The sequence below is a fragment of the Bradyrhizobium sp. genome (genome assembly GCF_004799405.1).
In the GTDB taxonomy this organism is placed as follows: Bacteria; Pseudomonadota; Alphaproteobacteria; order Rhizobiales; family Xanthobacteraceae; genus Bradyrhizobium.
Window position 1 is genome coordinate 23,150 of sequence record NZ_SSMW01000031.1, and the last position, 16,936, is coordinate 40,085.

At 61.6% G+C, this 16,936-nt stretch carries 10 protein-coding genes; 7 read left to right on the plus strand and 3 right to left on the minus strand.

The window, feature by feature from the left end; translation table 11 throughout:
- The first annotated feature begins 232 nt into the window (after nt 1–232).
- From treS to treY, 5 genes are read left to right on the plus strand one after another with little or no spacing between them, the layout of a single operon-like run.
- Nucleotides 233–3,541: a maltose alpha-D-glucosyltransferase gene (gene treS / locus E7813_RS05415; protein ID WP_291571621.1), complete on the plus strand. Its 3,309-nt coding sequence runs from the start codon at nt 233–235 to the stop codon at nt 3,539–3,541.
- Nucleotides 3,538–5,685, plus strand: a complete 2,148-nt coding sequence (glgB, locus tag E7813_RS05420; protein ID WP_291571623.1) for a 1,4-alpha-glucan branching protein GlgB — start codon at nt 3,538–3,540, stop codon at nt 5,683–5,685. The genes treS and glgB overlap by 4 nt, the downstream gene beginning before the upstream one ends.
- A gap of 2 nt (nt 5,686–5,687) precedes the next feature.
- Nucleotides 5,688–7,763, plus strand: coding sequence for a glycogen debranching protein GlgX (gene glgX, locus E7813_RS05425; protein WP_291571625.1), 2,076 nt, complete (start codon nt 5,688–5,690; stop codon nt 7,761–7,763).
- Nucleotides 7,760–9,523: a malto-oligosyltrehalose trehalohydrolase gene (gene treZ, locus E7813_RS05430; RefSeq protein ID WP_291571627.1), complete on the plus strand. Its 1,764-nt coding sequence runs from the start codon at nt 7,760–7,762 to the stop codon at nt 9,521–9,523. Before glgX ends, treZ begins: the two co-directional genes overlap by 4 nt.
- The gene (gene treY / locus E7813_RS05435) at nt 9,523–12,306 is read left to right on the plus strand and encodes a malto-oligosyltrehalose synthase (RefSeq protein ID WP_291571629.1); all 2,784 of its coding nucleotides are present in this window, start codon (nt 9,523–9,525) and stop codon (nt 12,304–12,306) included. Before treZ ends, treY begins: the two co-directional genes overlap by 1 nt.
- A gap of 3 nt (nt 12,307–12,309) precedes the next feature.
- Here the strand turns inward: treY and E7813_RS05440 are convergent, their stop codons facing one another.
- Nucleotides 12,310–12,621 (minus strand): polyhydroxyalkanoic acid system family protein, encoded by a 312-nt coding sequence (locus tag E7813_RS05440; RefSeq protein ID WP_291571633.1) that lies wholly within the window; start codon nt 12,619–12,621, stop codon nt 12,310–12,312.
- A 168-nt stretch (nt 12,622–12,789) separates the two neighbouring features.
- On the opposite strand from E7813_RS05440, the gene E7813_RS05445 reads away from it, so the two are divergent.
- The gene (locus E7813_RS05445; protein WP_291571634.1) at nt 12,790–12,954 is read left to right on the plus strand and encodes a DUF3309 family protein; all 165 of its coding nucleotides are present in this window, start codon (nt 12,790–12,792) and stop codon (nt 12,952–12,954) included.
- A 58-nt stretch (nt 12,955–13,012) separates the two neighbouring features.
- Here the strand turns inward: E7813_RS05445 and ligD are convergent, their stop codons facing one another.
- On the minus strand, nt 13,013–15,661 hold the full coding sequence (gene ligD / locus E7813_RS05450) for a DNA ligase D (RefSeq protein ID WP_291571636.1): 2,649 nt from the start codon (nt 15,659–15,661) through the stop codon (nt 13,013–13,015).
- Between the two features lie 96 nt (nt 15,662–15,757).
- Between ligD and E7813_RS05455 the strand changes: the two genes are divergently transcribed.
- Entirely contained in the window at nt 15,758–16,636 is an 879-nt protein-coding gene (locus tag E7813_RS05455; protein WP_291571638.1) for a Ku protein, read from the plus strand.
- A gap of 68 nt (nt 16,637–16,704) precedes the next feature.
- On the opposite strand, the gene E7813_RS05460 is transcribed toward E7813_RS05455, so the two are convergent.
- Nucleotides 16,705–16,920 carry a DUF6496 domain-containing protein gene (locus tag E7813_RS05460; protein WP_291571640.1) on the minus strand — a complete coding sequence of 72 codons (216 nt, stop codon included), beginning with the start codon at nt 16,918–16,920 and terminating at the stop codon, nt 16,705–16,707.
- Nucleotides 16,921–16,936: the final 16 nt, after the last annotated feature.

Sequence of the window (16,936 nt, forward strand, 5' to 3'; positions counted from 1 at the left end):
AATAGGATAGCTGTGTTTAACTCGCTGCCGTCCGCGGCGTTCCCCCGGGAACCAACGCCTGCCGAACGGCTTTGTATATATGCCCGGAACGTCTCCTTTCCCGCAAACGAAATGGGACGCCATTTCGACGCCAATGGCATCACCGTGAACAAAACCACTCGAACTGTCGATAGCGCCGTCTTCGGCGGGGCCCTACCTACCATGCTCTTTCGCGGTCTGACGTGAGGGCGTGATGCACCTGATGTCATCCATCGACGATGCAACCGAGTTGCCGGTCACCGCCCTCGACGGCGGCGAGCTTTGGTACAAGGATGCCATCATCTATCAGCTCCACGTCAAAGCTTTCGCCGACAGCAACAATGACGGGATCGGCGATTTCGCCGGCTTGACCGAAAAACTCGGCTACCTGCAGGACCTCGGCGTCACCGCGCTATGGCTGCTGCCGTTTTATCCGTCGCCCGGCCGCGATGACGGCTACGACATCGCCGACTACGGCGCCATCAATCCCGATTTCGGGACCATGAAGGATTTCAAGCGCTTCATCGTCGAAGCCAAGCGGCGCGGCATGCGGGTCATCACCGAACTCGTCGTCAATCACACCTCCGACCAGCACGACTGGTTCAAGCGCGCCCGCCGCAGCGTGCCGAACTCCAGCGCACGCAACTGGTATGTGTGGAGCGACACCGACCAGAAATATCCGGGCACCCGGATCATCTTCACCGACACCGAGAAATCGAACTGGACCTGGGACCCGGAAGCCGGCCAGTTTTACTGGCATCGCTTCTTCTCGCATCAGCCGGACCTTAATTTTGACAACCCGCGCGTGGTCAGCGCGCTGGTGCAAGTCATGAAGCGCTGGCTCGACACCGGCGTCGATGGCTTCCGTCTCGATGCCATCCCCTATCTGTGCGAGCGCGACGGCACCAACAATGAAAACCTGCCGGAAACCCACGCCATCGTCAGGAAGCTGCGCGCCGAGCTCGACGCCTACGCCAAGGGCAAGGTGCTGCTGGCGGAGGCCAATCAATGGCCGGAAGATGTGCAGGAATATTTCGGCAGCGGTGACGAATGTCATATGGCCTATCACTTCCCGCTGATGCCGCGGATTTACATGGCGATCGCGCAGGAGGATCGCTTTCCGATTACCGACATCCTGCGCCAAACGCCGGATATCCCGAACAATTGCCAGTGGGCGCTGTTTCTGCGCAACCATGACGAACTGACGCTCGAAATGGTCACCGACGTCGAGCGCGACTATCTGTGGTCGACCTACGCCAACGATCCCCGCGCCCGCATCAATGTCGGCATTCGCCGGCGGCTGGCGCCGCTGATGGACAACGACCGGCGCAAGATCGAACTGATGAATTCGCTGCTGCTGTCGTTTCCGGGAACGCCGATCATCTATTACGGCGACGAAATCGGAATGGGCGACAATATCTATCTCGGTGACCGCAACGGCGTGCGGACACCGATGCAATGGACGCCCGACCGCAATGGCGGGTTCTCCCGCGCCGATCCGGCGCGGCTTTACGCGCCGACCATCATGGATCCGGTCTATGGCTACGAGGCGGTCAACGTCGAGGCCCAGTCGCACAGCCTCTCCTCGCTGCTGAGCGCGACCAAACGCCTGATCGCAGTGCGCAAATCCACATTGGCGTTCGGCCGCGGTTCGATGACCTTCATCCGGCCGGTCAACCGCTCGGTACTCGCTTATGTCAGGCAGTATGGCGACGAGGTCATTCTCTGCGTCGCCAACCTGTCGCGATCGGCGCAAGCCACCGAACTCGATCTTTCCGCCTGGAAGGATCGCATTCCTCTGGAGATGCTGGGCCGCACCCGTTTCCCGGCGATCGGTGAACTGCCCTATATGATCACGCTGGCGCCCTATGGTTTCTACTGGTTTCAGCTTCGCAGGCCCCTCGAGTCGGAGCGCGTCGAGCCGACGGCCGTTCCCGAATTCGAGACCCTGGTGGTGCCGCTGGGCGCGACCTGGATGTCGCTGGCGCGTACCCGCGGTGTGTTCGAACGCGATGTATTGCCGGAGTTCTTGGCGCGAACCCACTGGTATCCGGAACGTTCGGCACGGGAAATTCACCCGGTGCTGACCTCGGCGATTCCGTTCTGCGATATCGGCGACAACCGTCCCTGGCTCGCTTTCTTCGAAGCGACGACAAAACACGGCACAGCCGCGCGCTACGTGCTGCCGATGCGGATCGAATGGGTGCGGTTCGACCGCGAACGCTATAATCCCCGCGCGTTTGCAGCCGTACGCCAGGGCGCGCGGGAAGGCACGCTGCTGGATGTTGCGACCGACCCGATCTTCATTTCGCTGCTGCTGCGCAATCTCCGCGAAACCTTGACCGTCGAAGAACAGGGCGCGCGCCTTGAATTCAGGCCGACCGCCGGGTTTCCGGACAAGCCGATCAAGCCACCCGAGCATATTCGCGCCATCGAAGCCGAAAAGCCAAATACCACGGCGCTGGTCGACAATGACTATGTCACGAAGCTCTATCGAAAGCTTGAACCCGGCATCAATCCCGAGATCGAGATCGGTCGGTTTCTGACCGAGACCGCAGGCTTTGCCAATACGCCGGCGCTGCTCGGAACCGTCGAACTGGTCGAAGGCGAGATGCGGAGCGCTATCGCCGTCTTGCATGCGCTTGTCGAAAATCAGGGCGACGCCTGGACCGTGACGTCCGCCTATCTCGACCGGTTTGTCGAAGAACAACGCCTGTTGGGAACAGGCGACCGCGCCGGCGAAAGCGAGCAGCAGACCTCCTATCTTCGCTACATGTCGCAAACCGGAAGGCGCGTCGCCGAGATGCATCTTGCGCTCGCCGGCAGCGACGAATTCGCCGATTTCAGGCCGGAACCGACCCAACCCGCCGACGTGCGTCTCTGGATCGAAGACGCAACCGCCCGCGCTGACCAGGCCTTCGACGCATTGAAGCAGCGGCGGAACATGATCGGGCAAGCCGATCGCCTGCTGATCGATCAAGTGCTGGCGCAGCACGCGACGTTGCTTGATCGCTTCAATACGCTGCTTCCGCCTGACATCGGAGGCCTCAACATCCGCTGCCATGGCGACTTCCATCTGAGGCGGATGCTGATCGTCAAGGATGACATCTTCATCATCGATTTCGGAGGTGAACCCAGCCGGCCGCTGGCCGAGCGGCGGCGCAAGGCCCCCGCGGCGCGCGACGTCGCCAGCCTGATCCGTTCGATCGACCATTCGGTCACGGCCGCGTTCGAGCGCGCCCTCAAGGTGGCGCCCGACGAGCAAGGCAGATTGGCCGGGGCGCTGGCGGGTTGGCGCGATCGCTCGGTGATGGCGTTCCTCGCAGCCTATCGCGAGGCCATGGCAAATTCAGCGCTGTGGCCGGCCGATCCGCAGGCCGCCAGGCAGATGCTCAATTTCTTTCTGCTTGAAAAAACGCTTCATGAGGTCGAATACGAGTTGACCCACCTGCCTGAATGGCCGCGCGTCCCGCTGACGAGGATGCTTCGAATATTGTCCCAGCGACCAAACGAGGCCGCATGACCAAACTATCCGCGGAGGCCTATGCGATTGTGGAGGGCCGCCACGCCGACCCCTTTCATTATCTCGGTCTCCACACCGAGGGCGGCAGGACCGTGGTGCGCGCATTCCTGCCGGAGGCCTCGAAGGTCGATGCGATCGACGAGCACGGCAAGGCGGCCGCATTGGTGAGGATTCATGATGCCGGGTTGTTTGCCGGCGCGCTCCCGAACGGCGCCAAACGCTATCAGCTGCGTGCCCGCTTCGGCGATACCGTGGTCGATCTCGACGACCCCTACCGCTTTCCGCCTGTTTTGAGCGACTTCGACCTGTATCTGCTCGGTGAAGGAACCCATCAGCGGATTTACGACAAGCTCGGCGCGCACCCGATGACGCTGGACGGCGTCGACGGCGTGGCTTTCGTGGTGTTCGCGCCCAATGCGCGGCGGGTCAGCGTCGTCGGCGATTTCAATTTCTGGAATGCGCGGCGGCATCCGATGCGGGTGCGCGGTATGGGCTATTGGGAACTGTTTGTGCCCCACGCCACCCCTGGCGATCGGTACAAATTCGATATTGTCGGCCCACGGGGCGAGCATTTGCCGCTGAAGTCCGATCCGATGGCGTTCGCCACCGAAATGCGTCCGAACACCGCTTCGATCGTTTTCGACGAGACCAGGCTGCCGCATCCGCGTCCGGCGCCTGCGGACGTCAATGCGCTGAGCGCGCCGGTCTCGATCTACGAGGTCCACCTCGGCTCGTGGCGGCGCAAGGGCAACAACGAGTGGCTCACCTATCGCGACCTCGCCGAGCAGTTGCCGCGCTATGCCCGCGATCTCGGCTTTACCCATGTTGAATTTCTCCCCATCAGCGAGCATCCGTTCGACGGCTCCTGGGGCTACCAGCCGACCGGGATGTATGCGCCGACCAGCCGGTTCGGGCCGCCGGAAGATTTTTCCGCATTGGTCGATGCCTGTCATCGCGAAGGTCTCGGCGTCATGCTGGACTGGGTACCCGGACATTTCCCTGACGATCCGCATGGCCTCGGTCACTTCGACGGCACCTCGCTTTACGAGCACGCCAACCCGCTGCAGGGCCGTCACCTCGACTGGGGCACGCTGATCTACAATTACGGGCGCACCGAAGTCGTCAATTTCCTGGTGTCGAACGCGCTGTTCTGGCTGGAGCGCTATGGCATCGATGGCCTGCGCGTCGATGCGGTCGCCTCCATGCTGTATCTCGACTACAGCCGGCCCGCGGGAGGCTGGATACCGAACAAGCACGGCGGCCGCGAAAATCTTGAAGCCATCGACTTCCTGCGCCGTTTCAACACCGAAGTGTTCGCCCGCTTTCCGCAAGCCACCACGGCGGCGGAAGAATCCACCGCCTGGCCTCAGGTATCGCGCCCGGTCGAATATGGCGGGCTCGGCTTTGGCTACAAATGGAACATGGGCTGGATGCACGACACGCTGAACTACATCAGCAAGGATCCGATCCACCGCAGATTTCATCACGGCGACATCCTGTTCGGTCTGCATTACGCGTTCTCGGAAAATTTCATCCTGCCGCTGTCGCACGACGAAGTGGTCCACGGCAAACGTTCGCTGCTGGGACGGATGCCCGGCGACAACTGGCAACGCTTCGCCAACCTGCGCGCCTATTACGGCTTCATGTTCGGACACCCTGGCAAGAAGCTGATGTTCATGGGTTGCGAATTCGGCCAGGAACGCGAATGGAGCCATGACCGTTCGCTCGACTGGCACCTGCTCGATCAAAAGAAATATGCCGGCATTCAGTCGCTGATCCGCGACCTCAACGGGCTTTATCGCAAATTGCCGGCGCTGCACCAGTTGGACTGCGAGTCATCCGGCTTCGAGTGGCTGGTGACCGACGATGCCGGCGGCAACGTCTTCGCCTGGATCCGCAAGGGCAAAGATGCCCGCGCGCGCTGCCTCGTCGTCGTGAATTTTTCACCGAACGTGTATTACAATTATCGCGTCCGGGCGCCGTTCGCCGGCACCTGGCGCGAGGTTCTCAATTCGGACTCCGCGCATTACGGCGGCACCAATGTCGGCAATGTCGGCCAGGTCCGGACCTTGGAAGGTCCGGCGCCCGAACTCAATCTCACCGTTCCGCCGCTGGCCGCGATTTTTCTCGTACCGGAAAGCTAAGCATGCGACTGACCGCCGGAACGTCTTCACGTCTCGGTGCAAGCTGGGACGGCCGGGGCACCAATTTTGCGCTGTTCTCCGCCAATGCGCAAAAGGTCGAGCTTTGCCTGTTCGACCCCCAGGGGCGTCGCGAACTTGAGCGCATCGAACTGCCCGAGCGCACCGAGGACGTCTGGCACGGCTACCTCAACGACGTTTCGCCGGGGCAGCTTTACGGCTATCGCGTTCACGGGCCCTATGAGCCCGACCGCGGCCACCGCTTCAACGCCAACAAGCTGCTGCTCGATCCCTATGCCAAGCGCCTCGCCGGCCGACTGGTATGGAGCGACGCACATTTTGCCTATCGCACCGGCAGCGCACGCGAGGACCTCTCGTTCGACCGGCGCGACAATGCCCGCGGCATGCCCAAGGCCGTCGTCGTCGACGAGACCTTCAACTGGGGGCGCCGCGAAATGCGACCGAACATCCCCTGGGAAGACACCATTATCTACGAGGCGCACGTCAAGGGCCTGACGCAGAAACGCGAAGACGTGCCGCCCAACCTGCGCGGTACCTATGGCGGACTGTCCTCGCCGACCATGATCGAGCATCTCAAGCGGCTCGGCGTCACCACCATCGAGCTGTTGCCGATTCACGGGCTTGTCGACGACCGAAGACTCGTCGAACAGAAGCTGGTGAACTACTGGGGTTACAATACGCTGTCGTTTTTCGCGCCGGAGCCGCGCTACTCGCAGGACAATCCGCTCGACGCCTTTCGCACCACGGTGGCGCGGCTGCACGACGCCGGGATCGAAGTGATGCTCGACGTCGTCTATAACCACACCGCCGAGGGTAACCATATGGGCCCGACGCTGTCCTTCCGTGGCATCGACAACGCCTCCTACTACTGGCTGAAGCCGGAAAATCCGCGGTTCTACGATGATTTCACCGGCTGCGGCAGTTCGGTCAATCTCACCCATCCGCGCGTGCTGCAGATGGTGATGGATTCGCTGCGCTACTGGGTCGAAGTCTGCCATGTCGACGGCTTCCGGTTCGATCTCGCCACCACGCTGGCGCGCGGGCCGGGCGGCTTCGACCGCAATTCCGCATTTCTCACCGCGATCCGCCAGGATCCGGTACTCGCTTCGGTGAAGCTGGTCGCCGAGCCCTGGGACCTCGGCATGGGCGGCTACCAGGTCGGCGCGTTTCCCTCGCAATGGTCGGAATGGAATGACAAGTATCGCAGTGCGATGCGACGCTACTGGAGCGGCGAAGGCAGCCTGATTGGCGAAGTGTCGAGCCGCATGACCGGCTCTTCCGACGTGTTCAATCACGACGGCCGGACCCAGCGCGCCGGCGTCAATCACATCACGGTGCATGACGGCTTCACGCTGGCGGATTTGTTCAGCTACAACCAGAAGCACAACGAGGCCAACGGCGAGGACAATCGCGATGGCTCGAGCGACAACCACAGCAACAATTGCGGCCATGAAGGCCCGACCGACGACGAAAAAATTGTCGCGGTGCGGCGCCAGCTTCGAAAAAACCAGTTCGCATGCCTACTGCTGGCGCAGGGCCTGCCGCTGATCCTGGCCGGCGATGAAGTCGGCAACACCCAAAACGGCAACAACAACGCCTATTGCCAGGACAACGAAATCGGCTGGATCGGCTGGGATGGGCTCAACCGCGAGGGCGACGACCTCACCGACTTCGTCGGCCACATGACCGGGTTGCGGCGGCGCTTTGCACAAATCCGCTCGCATCACTGGCTCGATGGGCGGCGCGCGGACGGATCCTACGGCGTGCTGTGGCTGACGCCGGCCGCCGAAGAGATGAAGGAGCAGGACTGGAATTTTCCGGAAGGCCGCTTTCTGTCGTATGTACTGGGTCCAGCCGAACAAGGTCACGCGCCGATTTTCATCGTACTGAACGCCGCCACTGAAGCAATCGCGTTCAAATTGCCGAAGATGCGGGAATACAAAGCCTGGCAACAAGTATTGAATACCGCGGACAGCAAACAGACAACCGCGGACTTCGCGTCGGGAGCCGATGCCAAGGCTCCTCCCCGCTCGGTCCTTGCCTTTGCGGGCTCGGCATGAATGAACGGCAATTTGGCGCAAGACTGACAACAACCGGAGCGTCATTTCGTCTATGGGCGCCGGCGGCAAAACGTGTCGAAGTGCTGCTGGACAAGCCCTATGCCCTTCGGCGTGGTGCTGACGACTGGTTTTCCGCCGAGATCGCCGGCGTCAAGGCCGGCGCCCGTTATCAATTCCGCATCGACGACGAGATCGATGTGCCCGATCCGGCCTCGGCATTCCAGCCCGAAGACGTCTCAGGCCCAAGCGAAGTGATCGATCACGCCGCTTATCCCTGGCGCGCCGAGGGCTGGCGCGGGCGTCCGTGGCAGGAAACCGTCTTGATCGAAACCCATGTCGGCACCTTCACGCCGGAAGGCACCTATCGCGCCATGATCGGAAGACTCGATCATCTCGTGGACACTGGAATCACCGCGCTGGAATTGATGCCGCTTGCGGATTTCGCGGGCCGGCGCAACTGGGGCTATGACGGCGTGTTGTGGTATGCACCCGACAGCGCGTATGGAAGTCCCGACGATCTCAAGGCCCTAATCGACGAAGCGCATCTGCGCGGGCTGACGGTATTTCTCGACGTGGTCTACAACCACTTCGGCCCCGAAGGAAACTACCTCGGCCGCTATGCGCCGGGCTTCTTTACCGATGCGCAGACGCCCTGGGGCAGCGCGATCGATTATCGGGTGCAAGAGGTCCGCGCTTTCGCTATCGAGAATGCCCTGTATTGGCTGACAGAATACCGCTTCGACGGGCTGCGGCTGGATGCGGTGAACACTATCTTTGAGCCGGGTGAAATCCCGATGCTGCACGATCTCAGCGATGCCGTTGGCAAGCTTGCCACGGCGACCGGCCGTCACATCCATCTGGTGCTCGAAAACGGTGATAATATCGCAAGCTTGCTGGATCCCGGACAAGATCCGGCATGCGGCAAATACCGTGCGCAGTGGAACGACGATTATCATCATGGCTGGCACGTTTTGCTGACCGGAGAGACGCAAGGCTATTATGGCGACTACGCGAAGTCGCCGCTGCAAGATGTGGCGCGGGCACTGGCGTCCGGCTTTGTCTACCAGGGCGAAGCCTCCGAATATCGCGGCGGGCAATTGCGCGGCGAACCGAGCGGCGCGCTCTCTCCGACCGCCTTTGTCAATTTTCTGCAAAACCACGACCAGATCGGCAACCGCGCGCTCGGCGACCGGCTCGAAGGCAGTGCAAGCGCCAAGGCGATCGAAGCCGCCCTCGCCATTACCCTGCTGGCGCCGGCGATCCCGATGCTGTTCATGGGCGAAGAATGGGGTTCGAAAGCGCCGTTCCTGTTCTTCTGCGATTTCGAAGGCGATCTCGCGCAAGCCGTGCGTAACGGCCGACGCAGGGAATACGCCTGGGCCTATGCCAAATACGGTGACGAGGTCCCCGACCCGCTGGATGTCGCGACGTTTCAATCCGCGGTGCTGGATTGGGATGCCCGCAACGAGACGGCGGGGCGCCAACGGCTGATGCTGGTGCGGGAACTCCTTGCGATACGCCAGCGCGAGATCGTGCCGCGGCTTGCTGGCGCTACCTTTGGCGACGCCCATGCAGCGGAAAATGGCTTGCTGACGGCCCATTGGCGGATGGGCGGCGACGCCACGCTTCGCCTGCTGGCCAATCTGTCCGAGCAAGCGCGCACGCATCAAACCGACACGTCGGGCATCAGCATCTGGGGCGGCGATGCCGGCCGCTCGCTCGCGCCATGGTCGGTCTTCTGGCGTCTGGAAGCGCGCTGATGTCTCCGGCTATTCCGGTCGCGACCTATCGCATCCAGCTTACGGCGAACTTCGATTTCGACGCGGCGGCGGCGATCGTCCCCTACCTGAAAGCACTTGGCATTACCCACCTCTATGCCTCGCCTTTCATGAAGTCGCGCAAGGGAAGCACCCATGGCTATGATGTCGTCGATCACACCCGGATCAATCCGGAGCTCGGCGGCGATGCCGGCCTGCAGCGGTTGAGCCAAGCGCTAAAGCAGCACGACCTTGGCCTCATTCTCGATTTCGTACCCAACCACGTTGGCGTGCATTTCGCCGATAATCCGTGGTGGCTCGACGTGCTGGAATGGGGTCCGGCCTCGCCGCATGCGGTGTCGTTCGATATCGACTGGGACATCTTGCCGTACCGGACCCGGCCCGGCGTGCTGCTGCCGATCCTCGGCTCGTCCTATGGCGAAGCGCTTGAAAAAGGGGAGATCGAGCTTCGCTACGATGCCGGTGAAGGCAGCTTTTCGGCCTGGTATTTCGAGCACCGCCTGCCGATCGCGCCCGAGCGTTACGGCGAGATATTGCGCAGCATTGTCAAGGAAGCCAGCGCTGACGATGGCACGGCGGGAAAACGGATGCTCGACCTCGCGTCGCGTTACAAGGGATTGCATCATCCCAACCGCAAGGAGGCTCCCGCTCTCAAGGCCGAGCTGAAAAGCATTGCCGGCGGCGCGGAAATTATCGCACGGGGGCTCGACGCCTATCGGGCGGCACCGGATCGTGCCGCCCAGGTCCTGACGCTGCACCATCTGCTGGAACGGCAGCATTACAAGCTCGGCCATTGGCGACTCGCTTCCAGCGACATCAACTATCGGCGCTTCTTTGACGTCAATACGCTCGCCGGATTGCGGGTCGAGGATTCCGGAACGTTCGACGCGGTTCATCGCCTCGTCAAAAGGCTGGTGGCGGAAGGTACGATACAGGGCCTGCGGCTCGACCACATCGACGGCCTGCATGATCCCGCGCAATATTTCCAGCGTCTGCGCCGCCTGATCCGGAACGCCCAGGGCCGAACGACAAAACCGTTCTACACGGTGGTCGAGAAAATCCTTGGCGAGCACGAAAAACTGCATGCCTTTAGCGGGGTCCACGGCACCACCGGCTATGAGTGGCTGAATGCCATCACGCAGGTCCTGGTCGACGGCGACGGGCTCGGCCCACTCGACGAGGTATGGCGGCAAATCAGCAATCTGTCGCCGACCCTGGAGCCTGTCCTGAAGGACGCCAAACGCCGGGTGCTCGAGACCTTGTTGACCAGCGAATTCACGGTGCTCAGACGCCTTTTGGCGCGGATCGCCGGCGGCCATTACTCCACCCGCGACTATTCCGCCGATAGCCTGCGGCAGGCGCTCGAACTCTACGTGCTGCATTTCCCGGTCTACCGCACCTATTTGACCGCAGCGGTTCAGACCGGACACGACCATGCGCTGATTTGTCAGACGATCGAAAAGGCGCGCGCGGACTGGTTTGCCGCCGACGACGGCATTTTCGATTTCCTGCGCGACACCCTGACGATGGATTTGATCAAGCCCGGCCGCGCCTTGCACAGCGCGCCGCGCGTGCGCCGATTCGCATTGAAGGTGCAACAGTTCACCGGGCCTCTGATGGCAAAGTCGCTGGAAGACACCGCCTTCTATCGCTACCACCGCCTGCTCGCGCTCAACGAGGTCGGCGGCGATCCTTCGGCCAAAGCGCTTCCGGTCGAAGCCTTTCACGCGGCGATGAAGACACGCGCAAAGGATTGGCCGCATGGCATGACCACGACCGCGACACACGATACCAAACGCGGCGAAGACGCCCGCGCCCGATTGATGGCGCTGACGGAGCTTCCCGGCGAATGGACCAGCGCCGTCGCTCGGTGGAAAATCCTGAACGCTCCGCATCTGGTGATCGAAAGCGGGATGCGCGCGCCGTCGGCGACGTTTGAATACATGCTGTACCAAACCCTGCTCGGCGCCTGGCCGTCAGGCGAACGCGACGCTGCGTTTCTGGAGCGGATGCAGGCCTATGCGTTAAAGGCAGCGCGCGAGGGCAAGCAGGAAACCAGCTGGCTCAATCCCAACGAAGCCTATGAGTCAGGGTTGCGGACGTTCCTGGAACGGATTCTGGATCGTCGGGCCTCGGCTGAATTCCTGGAATCGCTGGAGATGCTGGCGCAGCGAACGTCGCTGCTGGGCGCACTGAATTCGCTCAGCCAGATCACGCTCAAGGCGACGATGCCCGGCGTGCCCGATTTCTATCAAGGGACGGAGTTCTGGGATTTGTCGCTGGTCGACCCCGACAACCGCCGGCCGGTGGATTTTGCGCAGCGCGCCGCCGCACTGGCGGCAGCGGGAGATCCTGATTGGGAAAACCTGGCGCGACATTGGCCTGACGGCCGTATCAAGCTGGCCTGGACCAGGCATCTATTGAAACTTCGCACCGAGCTTGCTGACGTATTTACGCATGGCGACTATCAGCCGATCGATGTTATCGGCCCGCATCGCGGCCATGTCATCGCCTTCGCCCGGCGCCGTGGCCGTGACGCCGCCATAACAGTCGTTACAAAATCACTGGCGGCATTGTCGCAAGGCGGCCGGGCGTGGCCCCGCGCCGAGAGCTATGATGGCGCGATCCGTGTCGATGGCTATTCCGTGGCGGGCTCCCGCGGTGGGGTCGGCAGCGCGGAGATACGCCTCTCCGATATTTTCAATCACCTGCTCGTCGCCGTGCTGAGGGCCAGGGTTAAGCGCGCCTCCCCGCGCAGGAGTTGATCGTCAGCCACGCTTGGTCAGCAGCAGATTGCCGCGATTTTTGATCGCGACCTGGGCTACTTCCGCAAACCGTTGCAACAGCCAGGGCAATGTGACTTCCAGCCGGACATGATCGTCCGCTACATCGATATGGCCCGACGCCGCCTGCCCCAACGCGCGAACGCGAAAGATCATGCGGTTGTCTTCCCATCTCTCCTCATCGACTTTCAACACCGGGATGCTGGAGGCCGCGCGCGTCAATCCCGCCTTCAGGCGGCGCGTGGCTTCCTCACGGCCGAGGCGATGCGGAATCGAAACAACGAGAGGCGCGGACATCTTTGGACCTTTCCCTGACGCAACTGCATGTAATTGCACCTCGTTCGAAAAGAAGAGCTCGCTGAATTTATGATGTTTCAAAAATGGAACTTTATGGGTTTCCGTTCGTTTTTACGGCTGGACAGGCAGAGCAATACATGCCGGCTGCCGGGCTGGAGGAGAAATTACATGTCACTCGGAACCATCATTCTTATTATTCTCATTATCGCCCTGCTTGGCGGTTTCAGCGGCATCGGCGGCGGACCGTTCTATGGCACCGGTTACTACGGTGGCGGCGGTCTCGGCCTCATTGTTGTGATCCTGTTGATCCTGCTGCTCCTCGGGAAATTGTAATTCCAGCTGGATCGAAAAATTGCAAGGTGGGCAAAGCCACGCTTGGGCCGTACCCACCTTACTTTCCAGCGAGCTTCTTGATCGCCGCCTTTATCGGCGACGCCGCCTCGTCATAGCCGTCCCACGCCTTGGTTTTAGCCAGCAGCGCCGGCACGGTGCGGACGGTGTAGCGTTTCGGATCGAGATCGCCCTTCACTTGGGTCCATGTCAGCGGCATCGACACCGGCGCGCCATCGCGCGCCCGTGGCGATAGCACGGCGACGGCGGTCGCCATGCGGTCGTTGCGAAGATAATCGAGGAAGATCTTTCCCTTGCGTAACTTCTTGGACATGTTGAGCAGATAGCGCTCGGGGTCTTGGCGGGCCATCCACTGGCAAACGCCCTGCGCGAAGGCCTTGGCCTCTTTCCAGGTCGTTTTGTCCCTGGCGCCGTAGAGCAGCGGCGTCACCACGTGAAGCCCTTTGCCGCCGGTGGTTTTGCAGAAACTCGCCATGCCGAGGCTCGCCAATCGCTCCCGCATGTCCCTGGCGGCCTCGACCACATCGGCAAATCCAACCTCGGGCGCGGGATCGAGATCGAACACCAGCCTTCCCGGCACGTCAGGCCTATCCGACGCGCAATTCCATGGATGCAGTTCAAGGCCGCCGATTTGCGCCACCGCAGCCAGTCCCTCGACCCGATCGATCTGCAGATAAGGCTTGCGGTCGCCGGAGACCTTGACCAGCTCAAGCAGGTTCGAGACGCCCGGCATGGCGTGACGCTGAAAGAATTTCTCGCCACCGATGCCGTCGGGCGCACGGACCACCGAACATGGCCTCCCCTTCAGATGACCGATCATCCAGCCGCCCACCGCTTCGAAATAGCGGGCGAGATCGAGTTTGGTCACGCCTTTGCCGTCACCGCCGTCGGGCCACAGCTCCTTGTCGGGCTTGGAAATGATCACGCCCATCACCGCGACGGATTTGCCATTTGCCGACTTGCCGGACTGGCGCGCAACCTTCGCGGTTGGTTTGGCGATCCTCGTCATGACCGGTGTCTCCGCCTTTACTTCATCCGCTGGCTTGTCCTGGCGCAATCCCTTGAATGCTGCCTGCCTTATGTTGCCGCCCTCGGTCCAGCCGGCGAATTCGATCTCCGCAACGAGTTCTGGCTTCAGCCAATGCACGTCGGATGTCTTGCGCGGCGCGTCCTTGCCGCCGAACGGGCTCTTGTCCGAGGCCGCCGCTTTCAGCGCCGGCATGATGCGCCTGACCGTATCCTGTCCGAATCCAGTGCCCACGATCCCAACGAAAGCCAGATGGTCACCGCGATAGACGCCCGCCATCAGCGAACGGAACTTGCCGGCGGTGGTTTTCCAACCGCCCAGCACCACCTCATGCCCGGCGCGGCATTTGGCTTTGGTCCAGTTCTCCGAACGGCCGGATTGATAGGGTGCGCTGAGCTTCTTGGAGACGATGCCCTCCAGCGACAACTTGCACGCCGATTGCAGAATGGCGTCGCCGCCGGTCTCGAAATGCTCGACATAGCGGATCAACCCCGCTTTGCGCCGGGCGTTTTTCCCGTTTCGCGTTTCCAGCAACTGCTTCAATCGCTGCTTGCGCTCGCGGAGCGGCAACGAGCGAATGTCCATTCCGTCCGCGAACAGCAGATCGAACGTGTAGAAAATCAGATTGCCAGTCTTGCCGTCGGAGATCGCCGCCTGCAGCGTCGAAAAGTCCGGCGTGCCGTGGTGGTCGAGCGCGACGATCTCGCCATCGATCAGGGCATCCGGAAGCGAGTTGCCTTCCTTGGCGATGGCCTGAAACTTCTCGGTCCAGTCAAGTCCTTTCCGGGTTTTCAGCCTGGCCTTGCCATCCTCGACCCGCAACTGCACGCGGTAGCCGTCGAACTTGATCTCATGGCACCAGCCGTCCCCGGCGGGTGGACGATCGACCGATATGCAGAGCTGCGGCGCGACGAAATCGGGTATCGCCGAAACCTTCTTGCCCTTGGCGGCCGGGGCGGGTTGCGATGCGGTCGCCTTGTTGTTCGCGCGTGCTTCCGCCGCATCGCCGCGGTTCGAATTCCAGACCGCCTTGGCGCTCGCGCCGGCGGATTTCCTGGTCATGAACGGCTTCGGCGCGTTGCCCTTACCTTCGGCAATGGCGCTCATCGTGCGTCCCGATGCGACGGACTCGTCTTCATCCAGGATGTTGTTGGCTTTGCCTTCTCGGGCGAATTCATCGCGATGCTTGATCAGGAGCCAGTTGGTGCGCTTGCCGCCATTGCGATCGTGCCGCATCCGCACCAGCACCCAGCTGCCGTGCAGCTTCTCTCCGTGCAGCGTGAATTTCAGGTCGCCTTTCCTGAAACCGCGCTCCGGATCGTCGGCTTCCCAGTAGCCGCGATCCCAAAGCTGCACGGTGCCGCCGCCGTATTCTCCCTTGGGAATTGTGCCTTCGAAATCCCCATAATCAAGCGGATGGCCTTCCACTTCCACCGCCAGCCGCTTGTCGTGCGGATCGAGCGAAGGGCCACGGGTGACCGCCCAGGACTTGAACACGCCGTCGAATTCCAGCCGCAGGTCGTAGTGCAGTCGGGTCGCATCGTGCTTCTGGATCACGAAGCGCCGCCGTGCCGAGGGCGATACCGCGGCCTCGCCGCTCGGCTCGGCGGTCTTTTCGAAATCGCGCTTTTTCCGGTAGGTGGAGAGATTTCTCAACGACACGGCCATTTCCCACGCGACAGCGAACCCGGAACCAAAACCCTCAATATCCGTTCAAGTTCCCGGATTCCCTTAACTCATACCATGCCGGAGATTGTAATGGCCGTTCGCGCCTATTGGAAAGGCTCCTTGAAGCTTTCCCTCGTATCCTGCCCTGTCCTGCTCTATCCGGCCTCGACCAGTGTCGACAAAACCCGTTTCCACATGATCAACAGGGAAACCGGCAATCGGCTGAAGCAGCAAATGGTCGACGCCGAGACCGGCGACGTCGTCGAAAGCGATCAGAAGGGCCGCGGCTACGAACTGAAAAAGGGCGAATACGTCGAGATCGATAAGGACGAACTCGAGGCGGTCCAGATCGAAAGCAATCATACCATCGACATCGACAGCTTCGTGCCGAAGGATGAGATCGACAAGCGCTATCTCAACCACCCCTATTATATCGCGCCCGACGGCAAGGCTGGCCTGGACGCCTTCGCGGTCATCCGCGACGCCATGAAGGACCAGGACCGCGTCGCCTTGGCGCGCATCGTCCTTACCAACCGCGAGCACGTCATTGCAATCGAGCCGCTCGGCAAGGGCCTGCTCGGCACCACGCTGCGATATCCGTATGAGGTGCGCAATGAAGACGACTATTTCGACGACATCAGGAATCCCAAAATATCGAAAGACATGGTCGAACTCGCCAGCCACATCCTCGACACCAAGGCTGCGCATTTCGATCCGTCTAAATTCAGGGACGAGTACGAGAATGCATTAAAGACGCTGGTCAGGCGCAAGGCCGCCGGCAAGCCGGTCAAATCGGCCGAGCACGAGGAGCGCCCTGACAACGTCATCAACCTGATGGATGCGCTCAAGCAAAGCCTGAAGGCCAAGGTATCGGCCAAACGGCGGCCTCATTCCCCAGTCCGGCGGACGACACATCGTCCCGCGAAGAAGGTGCATCGGTCGGCGGCACGAGCGCGAAAGGCGAGTTAGCGCTCGCCATGCCCGGGCTGGTCCCGGGCATGGCGAAAGTCGATTGGATCGTCTCACCACTTCTTCGCCTAGCGCTTGCTGGCTGCCTTCTTCGGGACCTTCTTGCCCTTCGCCTTCGGGACCTTCTTGCCCTTCGCCCTCGCCTCGGAAAGCCCGATCGCGATCGCCTGCTTGCGGCTAGTGACTTTCCGGCCGGCCCGGCCGCTTTTCAGGGTCCCAGCGTTGCGTTTCTTCATTGCGCGCTCGACATCGGCGGACGCTTTTTTGGAATATTTCCGTGCCATGAGTACTCTCCCAGTT